The sequence below is a fragment of the Massilia suwonensis genome (assembly GCF_042655665.1).
GTDB classification, from domain to species: Bacteria; Pseudomonadota; Gammaproteobacteria; order Burkholderiales; family Burkholderiaceae_D; genus Telluria; species Telluria suwonensis.
The window spans coordinates 439069-459098 of record NZ_JBHSMR010000013.1 but is presented as its reverse complement, the minus strand read 5'-3'; the positions used below and the strand labels follow the sequence as shown (position 1 = coordinate 459098).

At 67.5% G+C, this 20030-nt stretch carries 15 protein-coding genes; 8 read left to right on the top strand and 7 right to left on the bottom strand.

Translation table 11 applies throughout. The features are described 5' to 3' along the window. Positions 1 to 5: 5 nt before the first annotated feature. Positions 6 to 767 (bottom strand): ZIP family metal transporter, encoded by a 762-nt coding sequence (locus ACFPQ5_RS09955; RefSeq protein WP_379754335.1) that lies wholly within the window; start codon positions 765 to 767, stop codon positions 6 to 8. A gap of 124 nt (positions 768 to 891) precedes the next feature. On the opposite strand from ACFPQ5_RS09955, the gene ACFPQ5_RS09950 reads away from it, so the two are divergent. The 3 genes from ACFPQ5_RS09950 (at position 892) to ACFPQ5_RS09940 (ending at position 4810) form a co-directional block, all read left to right on the top strand. Then, positions 892 to 2283: a metallophosphoesterase gene (locus ACFPQ5_RS09950; RefSeq protein ID WP_379754332.1), complete on the top strand. Its 1392-nt coding sequence runs from the start codon at positions 892 to 894 to the stop codon at positions 2281 to 2283. A gap of 215 nt (positions 2284 to 2498) precedes the next feature. Then, on the top strand, positions 2499 to 3683 hold the full coding sequence (locus tag ACFPQ5_RS09945; protein ID WP_379754329.1) for a cation:proton antiporter: 1185 nt from the start codon (positions 2499 to 2501) through the stop codon (positions 3681 to 3683). Positions 3684 to 3685: 2 nt separating this feature from the next. Beyond that, on the top strand, positions 3686 to 4810 hold the full coding sequence (locus ACFPQ5_RS09940) for a YbdK family carboxylate-amine ligase (RefSeq protein WP_379754326.1): 1125 nt from the start codon (positions 3686 to 3688) through the stop codon (positions 4808 to 4810). A 33-nt stretch (positions 4811 to 4843) separates the two neighbouring features. On the opposite strand, the gene ACFPQ5_RS09935 is transcribed toward ACFPQ5_RS09940, so the two are convergent. After that, on the bottom strand, positions 4844 to 6232 hold the full coding sequence (locus tag ACFPQ5_RS09935; protein WP_379754324.1) for a sigma-54-dependent transcriptional regulator: 1389 nt from the start codon (positions 6230 to 6232) through the stop codon (positions 4844 to 4846). Further along, positions 6229 to 7596 (bottom strand): sensor histidine kinase, encoded by a 1368-nt coding sequence (locus tag ACFPQ5_RS09930; RefSeq protein WP_379754322.1) that lies wholly within the window; start codon positions 7594 to 7596, stop codon positions 6229 to 6231. Before ACFPQ5_RS09930 ends, ACFPQ5_RS09935 begins: the two co-directional genes overlap by 4 nt. 390 nt (positions 7597 to 7986) lie before the next feature. Here ACFPQ5_RS09930 and ACFPQ5_RS09925 point away from each other — a divergent pair, with 390 nt between their 5' ends. Beyond that, on the top strand, positions 7987 to 8979 hold the full coding sequence (locus ACFPQ5_RS09925; protein WP_379754320.1) for a hypothetical protein: 993 nt from the start codon (positions 7987 to 7989) through the stop codon (positions 8977 to 8979). A gap of 146 nt (positions 8980 to 9125) precedes the next feature. On the opposite strand, the gene ACFPQ5_RS09920 is transcribed toward ACFPQ5_RS09925, so the two are convergent. Then, on the bottom strand, positions 9126 to 9641 hold the full coding sequence (locus ACFPQ5_RS09920; protein WP_379754318.1) for a MarR family winged helix-turn-helix transcriptional regulator: 516 nt from the start codon (positions 9639 to 9641) through the stop codon (positions 9126 to 9128). A 68-nt stretch (positions 9642 to 9709) separates the two neighbouring features. Here ACFPQ5_RS09920 and ACFPQ5_RS09915 point away from each other — a divergent pair, with 68 nt between their 5' ends. Next, the gene (locus tag ACFPQ5_RS09915; protein WP_465263130.1) at positions 9710 to 12187 is read left to right on the top strand and encodes a penicillin-binding protein 1A; all 2478 of its coding nucleotides are present in this window, start codon (positions 9710 to 9712) and stop codon (positions 12185 to 12187) included. Between the two features lie 161 nt (positions 12188 to 12348). Here the strand turns inward: ACFPQ5_RS09915 and ACFPQ5_RS09910 are convergent, their stop codons facing one another. The 3 genes from ACFPQ5_RS09910 to ACFPQ5_RS09900 form a co-directional block, all read right to left on the bottom strand. After that, the gene (locus ACFPQ5_RS09910; protein ID WP_379754313.1) at positions 12349 to 13188 is read right to left on the bottom strand and encodes a glucose 1-dehydrogenase; all 840 of its coding nucleotides are present in this window, start codon (positions 13186 to 13188) and stop codon (positions 12349 to 12351) included. Between the two features lie 26 nt (positions 13189 to 13214). Then, the gene (locus ACFPQ5_RS09905; protein WP_379754310.1) at positions 13215 to 14360 is read right to left on the bottom strand and encodes a mechanosensitive ion channel family protein; all 1146 of its coding nucleotides are present in this window, start codon (positions 14358 to 14360) and stop codon (positions 13215 to 13217) included. Between the two features lie 161 nt (positions 14361 to 14521). Then, positions 14522 to 14704 (bottom strand): DUF3606 domain-containing protein, encoded by a 183-nt coding sequence (locus tag ACFPQ5_RS09900; RefSeq protein WP_379754308.1) that lies wholly within the window; start codon positions 14702 to 14704, stop codon positions 14522 to 14524. A gap of 285 nt (positions 14705 to 14989) precedes the next feature. On the opposite strand from ACFPQ5_RS09900, the gene ACFPQ5_RS09895 reads away from it, so the two are divergent. The 3 genes from ACFPQ5_RS09895 to ACFPQ5_RS09885 all read left to right on the top strand — a co-directional run bounded on the left by ACFPQ5_RS09895 (position 14990) and on the right by ACFPQ5_RS09885 (position 19922). Then, complete coding sequence (locus ACFPQ5_RS09895; protein WP_379754305.1) at positions 14990 to 18127, top strand: amidohydrolase family protein; 3138 nt, start codon at positions 14990 to 14992, stop codon at positions 18125 to 18127. A 197-nt stretch (positions 18128 to 18324) separates the two neighbouring features. Then, positions 18325 to 18642 (top strand): thioredoxin family protein, encoded by a 318-nt coding sequence (locus ACFPQ5_RS09890; protein WP_379754302.1) that lies wholly within the window; start codon positions 18325 to 18327, stop codon positions 18640 to 18642. Beyond that, on the top strand, positions 18639 to 19922 hold the full coding sequence (locus tag ACFPQ5_RS09885; RefSeq protein ID WP_379754299.1) for an MFS transporter: 1284 nt from the start codon (positions 18639 to 18641) through the stop codon (positions 19920 to 19922). The genes ACFPQ5_RS09890 and ACFPQ5_RS09885 overlap by 4 nt, the downstream gene beginning before the upstream one ends. Positions 19923 to 20030: the final 108 nt, after the last annotated feature.

Genomic DNA, 20030 nt, shown 5'->3' with positions numbered 1-20030 from the left:
CCGATCTAGCCGCCCATCTTGCTGAGCGCAAAGGCCGCAAGAAAACCGGCGACCGTGATCAGGCCCGCGAAATCGTGGGCCTCCTCGAAGGCCTCGGGAATCATGGTATCGGCCAGCATGGCCAGGATCGCCCCCGCCGCCGTCGCCGTGGTCGCCGCCGCCACGGCCGGCGACACCCCCTCGAACAGCGTGAATCCCGCCAGCGCCGCCACGCCCGAGGCGAGCGCGATGCCGCCCCAGATGCCGAAGATGTAGCGCGGGCTGCGGCCCGCCTTCTTCATGCCCGCCGCGCTCGACAGGCCCTCCGGCACGTTGGAGAGGAAGATCGCCGACACCGCCACCAGGCTGACCTTGCCGCCGCCGAGCATCGACAGGCCGATCACGATCGATTCCGGTATGCCGTCGAGCAGGGCGCCGACCGCGATCGCCATGCCGCTGCCGCCGTGTTCGGCTTCGCTCGGCTGCTTGCAGGAGCGCTTGCGGTGGCGCGCGCCGCCATGGGCCAGCCACCAGTTGGCCAGCGTGTAGACGGCGGCCCCGCCCAGGAAGCCGAGCGCCGTGGCGGGAAAGCCGCCGGTGCGGAAGGCCTCGTCCATCAGTTCGAAAGAGAGGGCCGAGATCAGCACGCCGCTCCCGAAGGCCATCACCCCCGCCACCAGCCTGGCCGGGACCTTGAAGCGGTAGCCGACCGCCGCCCCGACCAGCAGCGCCGCGCCCGCCACCAGTCCCCAGAATCCCGCCTGCAGCCATGCCGGTATGTGTGCCATTCTTCGCCTCCTTTTGTCAAAATGCTACGCCGAAGGGCGAAACTGCCGCGTTCGACTGAACCGGGCTGCAACCATGCCGTCATACGGCTGTGTTACATTCCCGTTTTTTTCGCTGGAGCAGACCATGAATTCCTCTCTACTTGCCAGGCTGGGCCTGCTCGTCCCGGCCTTGATGCTCGCGGCCTGTTCGAGCCTGGTGCGTGACCCCGGCCCGGACGACGTCGCCTTCGTCGTGATCGGCGAGGACGGGGCAGCGACGGCGCGCCTGATCACGGCGGCGCCGACCTGTCCGCCGCTGCTGGTCGACAACCGCGCCATGCCGATGCGCGTGCGGGTGCCGAAGTCGGCGATTCCGCCGCGGCCCGGACAGGCGCACACGCCGCCTTCCAGCGCGATGCTGGCCTGCGAGGCGCCGATCGCCGCGGGCGCGGTCACGGCCAGCGTCGCCGGCATCGGGCTGCCGGTGCCGAAGGCGGCGCCCACCCGCATCGTCGTGATCGGCGACACCGGCTGCCGCCTGAAGGGCAAGGAGTTCCAGGATTGTAATGATCCGACGGCCTTTCCCTTTGCCCGCGTGGCCGCCGGCGCCGCCGCTTTCCAGCCCGACCTGGTGATCCACGTCGGCGACTTCCACTACCGCGAAGACCCTTGCCCTCCCGGCCGCGCGGGCTGCGCCGGCAGTCCCTACGGCTACGGCTACGACGCCTGGGCCGCCGACTTCTTCACCCCGGCAAAGAAACTGCTCGCGGCCGCGCCCTGGGTGCTGGCGCGCGGCAACCACGAAAACTGCAGCCGCGCCGGCCAGGGGTGGTGGCGCTGGCTCGACCCGCGTCCGTTCCAGGCGGGACGCGATTGCGACTTGCCCGCCAACGACGCCATCGGCGAACACAGCGACCCGTACGCCGTGCCGCTCGGCGGCGGCGCCCAGCTGGTCGTGTTCGACACCGCCAACACCAACTACAAGGGCTTGCCGCAGTCCGACCCGCGCCGCGCGGCCTACGCCGACAGCTACCGCAAGATCGAACGCCTGGCGGCCCAGGCGCGCTACAACATCGGGGTCGACCACCATCCGCTGTTCGCCTTCGGCGCCAATCGCGAGGCGAAGACGGGCGCGATCACGCTGTTCGGCGGCGACAAGGGCCTGCTCGACGCCTTCGGCGACGTCGATCCGGGCTACCTGCCGCGCTCCTTCGGCATGCTGCTCTCGGGTCACGTGCACCTGTGGGAGCAACTCAGCTTCGCCAGCCCCCATCCGACCCAGTTCGTGGCCGGCTTCTCCGGCACGGCCGAAGACATCGTGCCGCTGCCCGCCACGCCGCCCGCCGGCACGAGCCCGGCCCCGGGCGCCGTCGTCGAGCACATGAGCTCCTGGATCGACGGCTTCGGCTTCATGAGCATGGAGCGCACCGGGCCGGATACCTGGCGCGTGCTGGTGCACGACCGCGACGGGCGCGAGCGCAATCGCTGCCTGGTCGACGGGCGCAAGTCGCGCTGCGAGCTCGCGCAAGTGAAATGAGCGTACATACCTTGGCACGAATGTAGTTGCCAATAATATATATTTCAGGCAATATGGCTGCGTTGAGAGCAAGGCCGCCAGGCTGGGCTCTCGATCAGCGATGAGGCGCTCAGGCGTTTCTTTTTGTGCCCCCGGAGCCCTCCGGGGGCCGTTTTTTCGCGGGACGTGCACCGCCCGGTGCGCAGCAGTTCTCCCGCCCTCGAGGAGGATTCCTTATGCCCGATTACGCCGATCTCGGCTTGCAACTTGCCTGGCCGCTGGCCATCGCGCTGTCCTGGATGGCAGGCGAACTGATTTTCCGCTGGACCGCGCTGCCGCGCATCGCCGTGTATGGCGTGGCCGGCTTCGTGTTCGGCAACCTGGCGGCCGGCTACCTGCCGCCTTCCGAATCGAAGAACTTCATGCTGCTGGCGAACCTGGGCTTCGGCCTGATCCTGTTCGAACTCGGCTACCGCATCAACCTGCGCTGGCTGCGCAGCAATCCCTGGATCGTCGCCACCTCGCTGCTGGAAGCGGCGCTGACCTTCGCCGCCGTGTACTGGGTGGCCACGGTGTGCGGCATGGAAGCCCTGCCGGCCGCGCTGACGAGTTCGCTGGCGATGTCGAGTTCTCCGGCCGGCTTGCTGCGCGTGCTGAACGAGCAGGGCGCCGCCGGCCAGGTGACCGAGCGCGCGATGCACCTGACCGCGCTGAACTGCGTGATGGCCGTGTTCACCTTCAACGTCGTGGTCGGCATCGGCGTGTTCCAGACCTCGGGCGACCTGACCCATGCGGCCGGCAGCAGCCTGCTGGTGCTGGGGGCGTCGAGCGTGCTGGGCGCGCTGTTCGGCGCCCTGGTGCCGCTCTGGCTGCGCCTGATCGACGCCGCCCGCGACGCCACGCTCGCCTTTGCGCTGGCCGTCGTGTTGCTGGTGGCGGTCACCCACGTGCTGCAGTTTTCGCCGGTACTCGCCGCCCTGACTTTCGGTCTCGTCGCGCGTCACCGCCGCATCGCGCTCGCGCCGGCCCAACGCAATTTCGGCGTGCTGGGCGATTTGCTCGCGGTGCTGATGTTCTTCTTTGTCGCGACCAAGGTCGAAGTCGGCAACCTGAGCGGCGGCATCGCGCTCGGCCTGCTGCTGGTGCTGGTGCGCGGCCTCGTCAAGGTGGGTGTCTGCACCGCCTTTGCGCGCGTGTCGGGCATCTCGGCGCGCAAGGGCGCGCTCTCGGGCCTGGCGCTGACCCCAATGTCGGTGTTCGCGATCCTGCTGATGGAACAGACGCGCTGGATCGGCGTCGACCTGATCGACCGGCTGGCGCCGCTGGCGGCCGTGATGCTGCTGCTGGACGTGCTCGGTCCCGTGCTCACCCAGCGCGCCGTCGTCTGGGCCAACGAAACCCGTCACATCAAGGAGGCGTAAAGATGGCACTCCCACCATTCGCCCAATCGCAGTCGCTCACCATGGGCGTCGAGCTGGAACTGCAGCTGGTCAGCCTGTCGGACTTCGACCTGGTCGCCGCGTCGCCCGACATGCTGGAACTGCTCGGGCGCGCGCCGTTCCCCGGCAACGTCACGCCCGAGATCACCGAGAGCATGCTCGAGATTAACTCGAGCGTGCATACCCACCACGGCGAACTGCTGGCCGAACTGCGCGAGATCCGCGACACGCTCCTGCGCGCCGGCGACCGCCTGAACGTCGGCATCTGCGGCGGCGGCACTCACCCGTTCCAGCAGTGGACCCAGCGCAAGATCTTCTCGAAGCCGCGCTTTCGCGAAGTCTCGGCCCTGTACGGCTATCTCGCCAAGCAGTTCACGGTCTTCGGCCAGCACGTGCACATCGGCTGCAAGTCGGGCGACGAAGCCCTGTTCCTGCTGCATGCGCTGAACCGCTACATCCCGCACTTCATCGCGCTCTCGAGTTCTTCGCCCTTCCTGCAGGGCAGCGACACCCAGTTCAATTCGGCGCGCCTGAACAGCGTGTTCGCGTTTCCCTTGTCGGGACGGGCGCCGTTCATCCTGAAGTGGGACGCCTTCGAGCGCGATTATTTCGCGCGCATGGAAAACACCGGCATCGTGCGCAGCATGAAGGACTTTTACTGGGACCTGCGCCCCAAGCCCGAATACGGCACCATCGAGCTGCGCGTCTGCGACACGCCGCTGACGGTGGAGCGCGCCGCCGCGCTGGCCTGCTACCTGCAGGCCCTGTGCCGCTATCTGCTGGAGGGGAACGAGCCGGCGCCGCTGGAAGACGACTACCTGGTCTACAACTACAACCGCTTCCAGGCCTGCCGCTTCGGCCTGGACGGCACGCTGGTGCATCCGCAGACCCACGACACGATCTCGCTGCGCGAAGACATCCTGACGACCTTGCGCCGGCTGGAGCCGCATGCGAAGGCGCTCGGGAGCGAGGCGGCGCTGGAGCATCTTTATAACGAGACGCATACGGGGAGCGATGCGCATCTGCTGCGCGAGGCGCATCTGGAGGCGGGCAGTACCGAGGGCATCGTCGACGCGGCGCTGCGCCGCTTCAGGGAGGATACCGTCTAGGCTGCGCAGGCAAGGCGGTCGCGCCGGACCGGTTCAGGGCTCGCCCTTGATGCTGTATTTCTCGATCCGGTAGCGCATCGCGTCGCGCGACAGTCCCAGGCTGCGGGCCGCCTGGGTGACGTTCCAGCGCGCCTGGCCGAGCGCTGCGACGAGGTACTGGCGCTCCATGCCTTCGAGGTTCATCTCATGTCCCGGCGGAGCGGCCGGTGCGGCTGGCGGATGGTGAGCGAAGGAAGACGGCAGCGCCAGGTCGCGCGCCGCGATCGCTTCCTCCCTGGCCATCAGGGCGATCTGCTCGAGCATGTTGCGCAGTTCGCGCACGTTCCCGGGCCAGTGCCAGCCGCGCAAGGCCCGCTGCGCGCAGGGGGTGAAGAACAGCCCCGGTTTGCGGTAGCGGCTAGCGTGCATGGCAAGGAAGCCGCGTGCGAGCAGCAGCACGTCGTCGCCACGTTCGCGCAGCGGCGGCAGCTCGAGCTGCACCATTTTCAGGCGGTAGTACAAGTCGGACCGGAACTTGCCTTCCCGGACGCGCAACGCCAGGTCCTGGTTGGTCGCCGCGATCACGCGGAAATCGATGCGGTGCTCCTGCAATCCGCCCAGGCGGCGCAGCTTCTTTTCCTCGAGTACCTTCAGGAGCTTGGCCTGCATCGGCAAATCGAGTTCCCCGATCTCGTCGAGGAACAGGGTGCCGCCGTCGGCCGCTTCGATCAGGCCGTACTTGCGTTCGCGCGCATCGGTGAAGGCCCCACGCTCGTGGCCGAACAGCTCGGCCTCGAGCATCTGCGGCGGGATCGACGCGCAATTGATCTCGATGAAGGGCCGCGCCTTGCGCGCGCCTTCGAAATGCACGGCCCGGGCCACGCATTCCTTGCCGGTCCCGGTCTCGCCGATGATCAGCACGGTCGGCAGGTCATTGTCCAGCACCAGGCGCTCGGCTTCCGCAAGGCGGCGGATCGCGTCCTTCAGGGCCAGCATCGGCGCCGACTCGCCCGCCAGCTTGTCCAGTTCGCTCCCGCCGGCCTCCGGCGCCGGCCCGGTCGACGCAGGCTCGCGCGAGCGGTCGAGGCCCAGTGCGCGGTCGACCAGCAGGCGCAACTCGCGCAGCACCACCGGCTTGCTCAGGTAGTCGAAGGCACCCAGCTTCATGGCCTGCACGGCCACCTTGACCGTGGCATCCCCGGTAATCATGATCACCTTGACGGATGCACTGCGGGCGCGGATGCGCGCGAGGACTTCCAGCCCATCCACGCCGGGCAGATGGAAGTCGAGCACGACCACGTCGGGCAGGGCGCCGTCGAGCCGGGCGAGTCCCTCCTCGCCGGAATGCACGACGACCGCCGCGTGCCCATGGCGTTCGAGATAGGTCTTGATGTTCTTGGCCAGTACCCGTTCGTCTTCGATGATGAGGATGGCGTGCGTCATCGTGCGGCTCCCAGGAAGACGAGGGTCACTGCGGTTCCCGCGCCGGGTGCGCTTTCGATATGCAGGTCGCCGCCGAAGCGCCGCGCGATGCGCCGCACCAGGGTCAGGCCGACGCCCAGGCCATCGGCCTTGGTCGTGTAGAAGGGCTGGCAGATGCGGCTGAGCTGCTCGGGCCCGATGCCGCTGCCCGTGTCGCGCACTTCGATGGCGATCTGCCGCGTTTCCGGCTTGCTGCTGCAGGCGACCACGATGGTGCCGCCGGCCGCCGGCATCGCCTCGATCGCATTGCAGATCAGGTTGTTCAGGGCCTGCGTCAGCAGCGCGGCATTGGCCTGGATGTCCGGCAATCCGGGCGGCACGCTCAGTTCGATGCTTACCCTGCGGCGCTTGAGTTCACGCGCGAAGCCTTCGACGCTGCGTTCGATGATCGGTCCCGGCGCCGTGGCTTCCTTGCGGTAGTCGGGCGGCGCCGAGTAGGTCAGGAGCTCGCGGATCCAGCGCTCGATCCGGTGCACCTCGAGGATGATGTCGGTCGCCGGTTCCGCGTCTTCCGCGCGCGCCGCGTCCTGCCACAACTCGGCCGAGGACCGGATCGAGGCCAGCGGATTGCGGATGCCGTGCGCGACGGCGGCGGCCATCTCTCCCAGGGCCTCCATAGTCTCGGACTCGATCAGCCGTTCCTGCTGCGAGCGGATCACGCGGTCCGCGCGCCGCACGATCCAGAACAGGACCGCATACAGGAACAGCCCGCTTCCTATCGAGGTGAGCCAGGTGAGCGCGGTGCCGGCGTGGATCGCCCGTGTCAGCGCGACCGGGATCCGGTAGAGCTCGACGACGCCGACCACCGCCCTGGTGCCGGCGTCGCGCAGGGGAATGTACAGTTCGACGAAGCGCGCGCGCGATCCGCTCAGATAATAGTGCTCCGCCTTGTGCCTGTGCCGGCCGCCGACTTCGCCGCTCTCGATCTCGAGCTGTCCCTTCAGCGCTTCGGCCAGTTCCGGATTGCCTCCGTACTTGCGCCCTTGCAGCCGGTTCTCGCTCGACCAGAGCAGGGTCGAATCGGTGGCGTACACGTTGGCCCGTGCAACGTCGGGCATGGCCGCGACGTGCTTGAGGAAGGCGGCCAGCCGCTCGACCATCTCCGGGTGGTCGAGCGAATAACCCTTGGCCAGCTCGGTCTCCATCACGTTCTGGACGAAATCCCGGGTGACTTCGGCGTCGCGCTGCAGCAGGCGGTTGGTCAGGAAACGGGACATGAGGGCGGCGGAGGCGATCGAGACGATGCAGATCGCGACCAGGCTCAGCAGCAGGAATCGACGCATCAGGTCGAACTGGTCGTCGGAAGCAGTCTCCTTGCGAGGCATGGCCGTCCATTCCCTCTACGTTGAACCCGGTTGGCGCCGAAACGGCCGGCAGCGCGGCGTCGGCGGTGTAAATACGATGCTGATTGCATGATACTCCCGCCCGCATCGTCAGCCCATCGTTTTGCGTGCATTTTCGCAAGTGTGTTCAGCTGCCAACAATTCCTGGCAGGCGGGCCGTGGGGGCATGGGCGCCCGGGTGGGGGAAATCGCGCGGCAGGTGGGTGTAATGCCCCAAAGATTTTTCCCCAGCAAGAAAACGGGGAGTGCCGCGCCAGGCCCAGCCCCGTATGCGTGCCGAACGAGCCCTGGCATGGGTATTGCTGACGTACATGGTGCGAATACCGATACGGCCGCATCCCGCCGCCGTCGACCAACCCAGGGGAGAAATCGATGAAACCGAACCAGCCAGCCGCATCCAGCACGCCGTCGTCCGCATTGCCCAGGCGAGGGTGCAGACGTGCCCGCGCGGCAATTGCCGCCGCCTTCGGCCTCATGTTGTCGATCTGGAGCGGCCAGGCAGCCGCGGCCTCGTCCGAAGGCTGCGAAGGCGGGGGATTCACGGTGCTGGGCCTGAAAGGGCCGCTCGAGCGCACGGTAGCGGCAAATGCGCTGGGAAGCGGAAACCTCATCGCCGTGCGCGGCAAATACGTGGAATTCGACATCGACAAGCGTACGTTCGGGATCCTGAACTACACCCTGACCGGCGCACCGAACCGGCTCGACCTCACCGGCGGGCGCCGCACGCGGGTCTTCGACAGCAAGCTTCCCGATCATCGCGGCCTGGTGCTGACCAGCGCCGTGGAGCTTGAACTGGAGGGCGAATCGCTGCTCATCCTGCGCGAAGGACCGGGCCTGACGATGAAGATCCAGGCCAAGGATTGCGCCACCGGCGGGGTGTTCCAGATGGAGCCGGAGCGGACCGACCAGTCCAGGACGAAGTTCACGCACGTCCTGTCCGCCGAAGCGTTTTATTTCGATAACGGAAACTTCCGCGCGCGCGAAGGCGATATCGTCCCCTACAAGGACACGACCATCGAGGTACCGTCGCGCATCAACTTTGCCAACAACTTTTCACGCAAGTTCGTCGGCCGCGACAGCACCCAGGTGGCGGAGCGGGTCGACGAGCCGCGCTGCAGCAACGCCATCCGTACCCGCAGCGGCGTGGAGACGGTCCTGCATTGCGGCAGGGTGTCGACCTGGCTGGTGGCCAGCGGCGGGCGCATGGGACAGGTGATGGGCGAGGACGCGGTCGAAGTGGCGCCGCCGGCGACGGTCTGCGTCCGCAAATGCCGCGCGCAGAACCGGGTGCGCGGACGCTCGGTGGTGCTGGGTTTCCCCTTCCCGGTGCCGATCGAGCAGCAACTGAAACCGGCGTTTCCCTGATCGGCGACGCACGCTCCAGGCGAATGCGCGCCGGGAGCGGACAAGGCTTCAGACGAATTCAGGACCTCCTGAATTGTGCCGGCGGACCCCTGAGCCGCCTGGACAGGCACATTCGCCCGGCCTCGCGCCGGGTTCTTTTTTGGCGCTCAGAGTTGCGCCAGCGGCACCTGCGCCCCGGCCTCATCGGCGGCCAGCAGCGTGATCAGGCGTCCCAGATCCTGTTCCAGCCGGCGCAGGGTCGCCTCGTCCAGGCTCGACAGCGCATCCGGCAGCACGCCGGCGAACGGCATCGGCGCGCTTTTGAGCAGCGGCTCGGCCGCGGGCAGGGCGCGCAGGGCGACGCCGCGGCGGTCGAAACCTTCGCGCGCGGCCGAGACCAGGCCGCGCTGGGTCAGCGTGCGCACCAGGTTGCTGGCCGTGGACTGGTGGATGTCTAGCGAACGCGCCAGTTCGGTCACGCCGATGCCGGGCGACTGCGCGATCACGGACAGCGCCCACAGCTGCGCGCCGCCGAGGCCGGCTTCGCGCTCGACCTGGCGGAAATGGGTTTTCACGGAGTTGAAGACGATGCGGAACTGGCGCAGCACGCGCGTGGCGGGCTCGGTCGTCGGTTCGACGGGTTCTTGCTGCGGCGTTTCCGCAGGGATGGATTGTAAAGACATTGTGACATCATAGCCGAAAGCGCAAGCCTTCGCGAGCCCGGCCGCAGGCGGCGTGTTCCACGGCCCACATGTGTGCGGCGCGCGGTCGGCTATACTTCGCCTGGCAGATCAATTTAGCAAGGAAAACAGTGGACCAGGACGAGAAGACCGAGAGCGGCATTCGGCAGCAGGCGAGGGATTTGTTCGGCAGTGCCGGCGGCAGGGCAAAGGCCGGCGTGCGCCAGGCGCATGGCTTCCTGTCCGGGCGGCCGCGCAGGCAGCAGGTGCTGATCATTGGCGTCGCTTCGTTTGTAGTACTGCTCGCTGCCTTCATCGCTTACCTGGTCATCCTCATTCCGCTCACGCCCGGCGTCGACGACCTGAAGCAGGTCACCAGCGCGCGGCCGAGCACGATCCTGTCGAGCGACGGCAAGGAGCTCGGCACCTTCGAGCAGGGCCTGCAGGAGCGCGTGAAACTGTCGCAGGTCTCGCCGCACGTGGTGACGGCCCTGATCGCGACCGAGGACCACCGCTTCTACGACCACCACGGTGTCGACTTCACCCGCATCGGCGGCGCCATGCTGGCCAGCCTGAAGGGCGACGCCCAGGGCGGCTCGACGATCACCCAGCAGCTCGCGCGCAACATGTTCCCGGAAGAGATCGGGCGCGCGCGCAGCATCAACCGCAAGCTCAAGGAACTGATCACCGCGATCAAGATCGAGAACACCTACAGCAAGACCGAGATCCTCGAAGCCTACCTGAATACGGTGCCTTTCCTGTACAACGCGCGCGGCATCGAGATGGCGGCGCGCACCTATTTCGGCAAGCCGGCGTCCAGGCTGGACGTGCTGGAAGCGGCGACGCTGGTGGGCATGCTGAAGGGGACCTATTACTACAATCCCGTCACCAATCCGGAGCGCTCGCTGGCGCGCCGCAACGTGGTACTGGCCCAGATGCTCAAGCGCGGCGCCTTCAACGAGGCGCGCTACAAGGCGCTGGTGAAGCGTCCGCTGCGCCTCGATTTCGAACGCCAGGCGGAACGCAGTGGGCGCGACAACCACTTCACGGCCTACGTGCGCAAGTGGCTGCTCGAGTGGGCCAACGAAAACGACTACGACCTCGAACTGGACGGCCTGGTGGTGCAGACCACGCTCGACTCCAACCTGCAGGAAGCGGCCCTGCGCGCCGTCGAAAAGCAGGCAAGCGCGCTGCAGGCCGTGGCCGACGTCGAGTGGGCCAATCCTTCTCCGCCGGGTTCGACCTCGATCGGCACCTACACGTCCATGCGCAGCAGCATCGCGCCCTTCGACTATTACTGGCACACCCACGGCGCGCAACTGGACGCTTTCGTCCGCGAGACGCCGGACTACCGCAAGGCGGTCGACGGCGGCGAGGCGCCCGCCGCGGCGCTGAAACGCATCAAGGCGGACCGCAGCTTCATGAAGCGCCTCAAGGAAGCCAAGGCGCGCCTGGAAGCGGGTTTCGTCGCCATCGATCCGACCACCGGCGAAGTGAAAGCCTGGGTCGGCAGCCGCGATTTCGCGCGCGACCAGTTCGACCACGTGGCCCAGGCCGCGCGCCAGCCGGGATCGACTTTCAAGCCCTTCGTCTACGGCGCGGCGCTGGAAAACGGGATCCCGCCCGAGCAGCCCTATGTCGACGCCGTGATGGACATCCGCGCCGCCGACGGTACGGTCTGGCGTCCGACCGACATGTCGGGCACCACGGGCCGCCAGATGACGATGCGCGACGGCCTGGTGTACTCGAAGAACACGATCACGGCGCAGGTGATGCGCGACGTCGGCCTGCCGCCGGTGGTCAAACTGGCGCAGAACCTCGGCATCCGCCAGAGCAAACTCGCCCAGGTGCCTTCGCTGGCACTGGGCACCAGCCCGGTGACCCTGCTCGAAATGGTGAGCGGCTATGCGTCGATCGCGGCCCAGGGCGAGTACCGTAAACCGGTGTTCGTGCGCCGCATCAGCGACCGCGACGGCAACGTGATCGCCGACTTCGCCACGGTGGCGCCGGAGCGCGCGATGTCGGCGGCGTCGAGCGCGACCCTGATCGACATGCTGCGCGGCGTCGTCAACCGCGGCACCGGCACCGCCGTGCGCTACCGCTTCGGCATCAACGGCGACGTCGCCGGCAAGACCGGCACCACTCAAAACAACGCCGACGGCTGGTTCATCCTGATGCATCCGAACCTGGTGGCGGGGGCCTGGGTCGGCTTCAACGACAACCGCGTCACCATGCGGTCGAGCTATTGGGGGCAGGGCGGGCACAATGCGATCCTGCTGGTGGGGGACTTCTTCAAAAGCGCGCTGGATGCGGGCAAGATCGATCGTGAGGCGCTGTTCCCGGGTGGGCGGCCGCCGGCGCCGGCAAGGGCGCGGGAAGAAGAGCCGGAAGAGGAATTCATCGAGCCGGGTGATTTGGTCGAAGGCGTGCCGGCGGACGAGCCGGCGCCTGTCGAACAGTCCGTGGACGAGGCCGAAGAGGTGGAAGACGCGCCGATGGAAGGGGTGCCGCCGCCACCGCCGACGCCGGTTCCGACGCCGTTATATTAATTTCGATACGGAACGGTTGCGCACCGTAGGGCGGGCATGCCCGCGCGGAATGTCGCGTTTTGTTGGCTTCGTTTGGGGAAAGACCCCGCCAACATGACGCGAGCTTCACGCGCGGGCATGCCCAGTGAACCCGTCATGAAGGCCATTGGCCTTCATGACCCCTACAAAATCGGTGTACCTCCCGTTACGGCGATGCGCGCACCCGAAATATAACTTGCCTGGTCCGACGCCAGCAGCACATACACCGGCGCCACTTCCGCCGGCTGCCCCGGCCGCTTCATCGGCACCTGCTGCCCGAAACTCTCCACCTCGTCCGGCGGCATGGTCGACGGAATCAGCGGCGTCCAGATCGGCCCCGGCGCCACCGAATTCACCCGAATCCCTTTGTCCGCCAGCAGCTGCGCCAGCCCCGCCGTGAAGTTGGCGATCGCGCCCTTGGTCGTCGCATAGGCCAGCAGGGTCGGTTTCGGCTTGTCGGAGTTGATCGAGGTGGTGTTGATGATGCTGGAGCCGGGTTTCATGTGCTTCACCGCGGCTTTGCAGATGTGGAACATGGCCGTGATGTTGACCTGGAAGGTGTAATCCCATTCCTCGTCCGGGATCTCCTCGATCGAATCGTGGGTCATCTGGAAGGCGGCGTTGTTCACCAGGACGTCGATGCGGCCGAATTCCTGCACCGCCTTGTCGACGATGGCGCGGCAGTGAGCGGGTTCTGCCAGCTCGCCCGGCATCAGCACGGCACGGCGGCCCGCTTCCTCGACCAGGCGCGCGGTTTCCTGCGCGTCCTCGTGCTCGTTCAGGTAGGCGATCAGGACGTCCGCGCCTTCGCGCGCAAAGGCCAGCGCCACGGCGCGGCCGATGCCGCTGTCGGCGCCGGTAATCACCGCGGCCTTGCCGGCCAGTTTGTTCGCGCCCTGGTAGCTGGTCTCGCCGTGGTCGGCTTTCGGGGTGAGGGCGGACTCGTGGCCCGGGGGCTGCTGCTGTTGCTTCGGCTGGTTCATCGCTTGCTCCTAAAAGAACAGTGTGCTCAGGTCCCCTTCGGCAGGCTGCGAAGGGTGTTGGGGTAGCGCGGGCGCGGGCCTTGCGGCACTTCGGGCGCTTCCGTTTCGACCGCAACCTGCAGCAGCAGTTGCTGTGCGCGCGGGGCGGTCGAGATGCCGAGGTCGGCGAACATCTGCATCGAGGCCAGGATGATGGCCTGCTGGGTGTTCATGAACAGGTCGTAGTTGGCGTCGAGGATGGTGTAGACGATCTCCCACTCGATGTAGTCCTGGGTGTACTTGCTCAGGTGGGCGCGGTCGAAGCGCACCTGCTCCTGGCGGCCGATGAATTCGGCGATCGCGGTCGGCACCTTGGCCGCCAGCGCGGCCGGCGTGTCCGGATGGGCGCGCAGGTTGTAGACGATGCGGCGCGTGACCATGCGCTTGAAATTCGAGACCGTCGACTTCAGCAGCTCGGCGTTCGAGACGATGATCTGTTCGCCGCTCGAGGCGCGCAGGCGCGTCGTCTTCAGGCCCACCTTCTCGACCGTGCCCGAGGTGCTGGAGGTGGAGATGAAGTCGCCCACCTCGAAGGGCTTGTCGATCGCGATCGAGAGCGAGGCGAACAGGTCGCCCAGCACGTTCTGCACGGCCAACGCGATGGCGATACCGCCGATGCCGAGGCTGGCGACGAAAGTCGAGATGTTGATGCCGAGGTTGGCGAGAAGGGCCAGTGCGAAGATCACCCAGACGCTGGTCTGCAGCACCCAGATGATGAGAGTGTGGGCCACCGTCACCTGGTTGTCGGCGGCGGCTGCGTGTTCGTGGGTGCGGAAGTAGCGGCGCGCGGTGACCTTGATCGCGCTGTGCAGGTAGATCGCCAGCTGCAGGCCGAGAGTCAGGAACCACAGGTGGCTGACGCGCGCGTTCCAGGGCGCCGGCAGGTCGAGCGCAGACAGGCCGATCAGGACGGCGGTGGCGAAGACGACCAGGTTGCTGGTGCGGGCCAGGGTCTTGCGCAGCACTTCGGCCACGGGGCGGTGGGCGCGTTCGTCGCTGAGCCGGTCGAGACGGCGCCGGAACAGCATCAGGACGCCGTGGACGGCGACGAAGCTGGCCACGGCCAGGCTCAGTGCGAAGAGGGCATTGGGCAGGGTGATGTCGAGGGATGCGACAAAGGCGCGGATATCCACGTTGGGCTCCTTTTTTTATGGAATAGGGGGCGCAAGGGCGCGCAACGGTACGATGCATCCGGCGGCGGAGAGGCCGGAGGGCAGCGTTGAAAGAGCACTGCGGTGTGGCCGCGGGCTGAACCCGCGGCCGGCGGACGCGTGGCGCGTCCGGGGAGCTTGACTTACTTGTTACGCTTCAGGTGCTGGCGCACGGCTTCGGCCGAGACGCCGACTTCGGCGACGGCGCGTTCCAGCTCTTCGCGGGACACGCCCAGGGCCTCGGTCCAGTGGCGCACTTCCCACTCTTCGTGCACGTTGATGCGGCTGCGGTCCTGTTGACCGGCTTTCTGCAGATTATCGGACATGATGGCCTCCTATTGACGAGTTTGAACCAATATGCCATCAAGGATTGCTCTCGTCGGTTAAGCATTTCACCTTGTACGCGCATTGCTGGACTGCAGCTCAGCCGGTAAAAAGTTCCCGCGCATCAGCTCATACGATTGAGCGAGATCAGCTCAGGCGCAAACTCAACCCCAGAGCTTGCTTAGCTGACTCAACAGTCAGCTCGCCGTCAGGCGGCCTCGTGAAGATCGATGGGTCAGCCGTGCACTACTTTGGTGCAATTTGGCAACTATCCAGGAGGCCACAACATGAGGACGCATCCCCACCGCCCGCGCGCATTCATCCGCACCGCTCTTGCCGCCGCCATCGGCGCGGCCCTGCTCGGCGCCTGCCAGTGGCCGGGCGCCGTCGACCAGCTGAACGACCTGCGCGGCGGCACCCGCGACTACACCGTCGAACTGCGCGAAGGCACCAACATGGCCGCCAGCCCCTCGCCCGACGGCAGCCGCATCGTGTTCTCGGCCCAGGGCGCGCTGTGGGTGATGCCGGCCGCGGGCGGGCGCGCGACCCGCATCACCGACTGGCACCTGGAGCCGACCGCGCCGGTGTGGTCGCCCGACGGCAAGCGCATCGCTTTCCAGAACTACGCGCCGGAAGGGAATTTCCACATCTGGACCATCGATCCGGACGGCCGCCACCCGCGCGAACTGACCGACGGCCCGTTCGACGACCGCGAGCCGGCCTGGCTGCCCGACGGCAGCGGCCTGGTGTTCTCGTCCGACCGCAGCCGCGACGGCCAGTACAAGATCTGGCGCGTCGGCGCGGGCGGCGGCGCGCCCTCGCAGATCACGACCGGGCCTGGCGCCGAGAGCAATCCGGTGGTCTCGCCCGACGGCACCCGCCTGGCCTATGTCGATGGCGCCAACGTCGTGACCGCGCCGCTGGCGGGCGGGGCGCCGATCATCGTCGCACCCGGCGCCGCACCCGCCTGGACGCCGATCATCGTCGCACCCGGCGCCGCGCCGGCCTGGACGCCGGCCGGCGACGCCCTGGTCTACCAGAATGCGGCGCGCCAGCTGGTGGTCGGCGGCACGCAGGTCACGACGGACGAGGACATCTTCCCGTTCCCGGTGCGCTTCCTGCCCGATGGCCGCTTCCTCTACACGGCCGATGGCCACATCCGCACCCGCGCCGCCAACGGTGCGGCGCCGCTTGATGTCGCCTTCAGCGCCGAACTGAAACTGCGCCGCCCGAGCTTCGCGCGCCACAAGGACCGCCACTTCGACGATTTTAAAAAGCGCCCCGTGCGCGGCATCAGTGCGCCGGTGCTGTCGCCGGACGGACGCAGCATCGCCTTCGTCGCCCTGAACGACGTCTGGACCATGCGCATCGGCGAAGAGCCGGTGCGCCTGACGAACGATCCCGACCGCGACGCCAATCCGCAGTGGACGGCCGACGGCAGCGCCGTCTACTTTTCGTCCGAGCGCGGCAACGCCGGCCAGCTGGCGGTGGACCGCATCGACCTGGCCAGCCGCGCGCGTACCCGCCTGGCCGCGATTCCCGGACGTTCGCTGGTCACGCCCAAGCTCTCGCCGGACGGTACGCGCCTGGCCTATACGACGCTCTCCGGCCAGCTCGAGATCCGGACCCTGGCCACCGGCGTCTCGGAGGTGATCATTCCTTCGGTGAGCACCCAGGTCAGCACGCCGCAGTGGACGCCGGACGGCCAGCGCATCCTGCTGGTCGATAACGAGCGCATCAACAACCGCTTCCGCGAGGGCTACAACAAGCTGCGCGTGATCGACCTCGCCACCCGCACCGGCACCTTCTACGAAGTGGCGCCCGCGCCGCGCCAGATCGCCGAACGCGACGAGGGCGCCGGCGCGCTTTCGCCGGACGGCAGCAAGTTCGCCTTCATCATGGATTCGCGCCTGCACGTGCTGCCGCTCGGGCCCAACGGCGCGCCGACGGGCCCCGCGCGCCAGGTGAGCGACGACATGGCCGACCTGCCGGTCTGGGGCGGCGACTCGCAGACGATCCTGTACAAATCGGCCGAACGCGTGCGTACCGTGCGCCTGGACGGTAGCGGGAGCGGCAGCGGCACGCGCGACATTCCCGTCAAGCTGCACTGGCGCCAGGCCGCCCCAAGCGGCCGCACGGTGGTGCACGCCGGCGCCTTGTGGGACGGCGTGGGCACGAGCCTGCGGCGCGACGTCGACGTGGTCATCGAGGGCAACCGCATCGTCTCGGTCGCGCCGCACGCCGAGCATGAACCCGACGTGCGCGTGGTCGACGCCAGCGGCCTGACCGTGATGCCGGGCCTGATCGAGACCCACCTGCACCCGCTGACCCTGTACCAGGGCGGCCAGTTCGGCCAGATCGCCCAGCTGATGCTGTCCTATGGGATCACGACGGCGCAGTCGGTGGCCGGTCCCCTGCACCAGAGCATCGAGATGCGCGAAGCGCTGGAGGCCGGCAACCTGATCGGGCCGCGCCTGTTCGTCTCGCCGCCGCTATGGGAAGGCAACCGCCTGTTCTACAGTTTCGCGCGCACCCTGCGCACGCCGCAGATCGCCGACATCGAGATCGCCAAGGCCAGGCGCTTCGACGTCGACTTCCTGAAGAGCTATGTACGCGCGCCGATTCCGGTCATGGCGCGCATCGCGCAGGGCGCCCAGGACCTCGGCATCCCCAGCGGCACCCACATGGTGCAGCCGGGCGCGGCGACCGGCCTGGCCGGCACCACCCACCTGTCGGCGACCCAGCGCATGGGCTACGGCTGGTCGAAGTCCTTCGTTCGCGCGATTACGTACCAGGATGCGGCGGACGTCTTCGGCAAGGCCGACTTCCACCTGATCGATACGCTGTTCTCGGCCGGCGCGCTGGCCGGGCTCGATCCAGGCATCGTTACCGACCCGCGCTTCATCCTGGTGCCGCCGAACTTCGTGCCGGGCCTGCAGAGCGCGACGCCGCCGACGGCCGCCCAGATCGCGAGCATCGTCAACGACGCCACCCAGCAGGCCAAGGTCAAGACGGCCGGTGCCCTGGTCGCCAACGGCACCGATTCGCCGCTGGTGGTGCCGGGCATCTCGCTGCACCTGAACATGCGCGGCGCGGCCCTGGTGCAGGGCAACCTGGCGGCACTGTACTCGGTGACGCGCGACGCCGCCCGCATGGCCCTGGTCGGCAAGGACCTGGGCACGATCGAGGAGGGCAAGCTGGCCGACCTGATCGCGGTGCGCGGCGATCCGCTGACTGACCTGCGCGCGGCGGCCGCGGTGCAGGTGGTGCTCAAGAACGGGCGCGTGTTCACGCAGGACGAGATCCTGGCGCCGGCGCGCACCCCGGCCCAGATCGAGGCGCGGCGCCTGGCGCTGGCGGCGCAGGAGAAACTGTGCCGGGATGAGCCGGAGCATTGCGAAGAGCCGGGAGGGCATGCGCACTGAGCTGTTCGGATAAATGGTGGGCACGGGGCGCCCACCCTACGGAAGCTGCGGTAGGGGTGGGCGAGGCCAATGGCCTCGACTACGGTCTCATCGGGCGCTCCGTGCCCACCACGCATTTCCGTCTGTGCAATAAATTGTTGGCTCCTCGATGGTGTTTCGGTTACGCTTGTCGAATCGGCACTATTGAGGAGCAAGCCATGTCTTATCAAACGTCCCAACCCGAGCGCAGCGCGGTTGACGCGTTGCCCGGGGTCGTCGCCCTCGACTTCGGCACCAACTGGTGCGGCTACTGCCGCGCCGGCGAGCCGCACATCGCCGGCGCCCTGAAAGAGCAGCCCGGCGTCCAGCACATCCAGGTCGAGGACGGCCCCGGCCGCCCGCTCGGCCGCTCCTTTAAAATCAAGCTGTGGCCGACCGTCGTGGTCCTGAAGGACGGCGTCGAGGTGGCCCGCGTCACCCGTCCCGACAGCGCCGATGAAGTCCGTGAAGCCCTCAACAAGGCGGTGAATGCATGAAACCTCCAGCAAATAAAGCCCGTACCGTCCTCTTCGCCAGCCTGATCGGCACCACCATCGAGTTCTTCGACTTCTACATCTACGCCACCGCCGCCGTGCTGGTGTTCCCGAAACTGTTCTTCCCTGCGGCCGATCCGGCCGCCGCCACGCTGCAATCCTTCGCCACCTTCGCCATCGCCTTCTTCGCGCGTCCGGTCGGCTCGGCCCTGTTCGGCCACTTCGGCGACCGCATCGGCAGGAAGGCGACCCTCGTCGCGGCCCTGCTGACCATGGGTATCTCGACCATCGTGATCGGCCTGCTGCCGACCTATGCCTCGATCGGCACGCTGGCGCCGCTGCTGCTGGCGCTGTGCCGCTTCGGCCAGGGTCTGGGCCTGGGCGGAGAATGGGGCGGGGCGGTGCTGCTCGCCACCGAAAACGCGCCGCCGGGCAAGCGCGCCTGGTACGGCATGTTCCCGCAGCTGGGCGCGCCGATCGGCTTCCTGCTCTCGGGCGGCACCTTCCTGATCCTGACCCAGACCCTGACCGACGACCAGTTCTTCGGCTGGGGCTGGCGCATTCCCTTCCTGGCCAGCGCGATCCTCGTCGCTGTGGGCTTGTATGTGCGCCTGAAGATCCACGAGACGCCGGACTTCCAGGCCGTGCTGGACAAGGGCGAACGCGTGAAAGTGCCCTTCGTGACCGTCTTCAAGGAGCACGGCCGCGCGCTGCTGCTGGGTACCCTGATGGCCACCTCGACCTTCGTGCTGTTCTACCTGCTCACCGTGTTCGCGCTGAGCTGGGGCACGACCGGCCTGCATTATTCGCGCACCCAGTTCCTGCTGCTGCAGCTGGGCGCCGTGGTCTTCTTCGGCTTGCTGATCCCGCCGTCGGCCCTGATCGCCGACCGCTTCGGGCGCCGCGCGGCGATGATCGGCGTGACGGTCGCGATCATGCTCTTCGGCCTGAGCTTCGGCGCGCTGTTCGTCGCCGACAACCTGGTGAAAGCCGGCCTGTTCCTGGTGATCGGCCTGTCGCTGATGGGACTGACCTATGGCCCATTGGGCACCCTGCTGGCCGAGCTGTTCCCGCCGGCGGTGCGCTACACCGGTTCCTCGCTGACCTTCAACCTGGCCGGCATCCTGGGCGCCTCGCTGGCACCCTACATCGCGACCTCGCTGGCGAAGGATTACGGGATCGAGTACGTGGGCTACTACCTGACCGGTGCGGCGCTGCTGAGCCTGATCGCGCTGATGCTGACGCGCGGCCCGGCACGGCAAGGAAGCGTGGCGCGCGCTTGATGTGCTTGCATCGTGGGCTGTTGCCTGCGATGCCAGCTGCCTTCTTGATCCGCGTGGGCACGGAGTGCCCACCCTACAGGAGACGCCACTGGCTGAACCCGTAGGGTG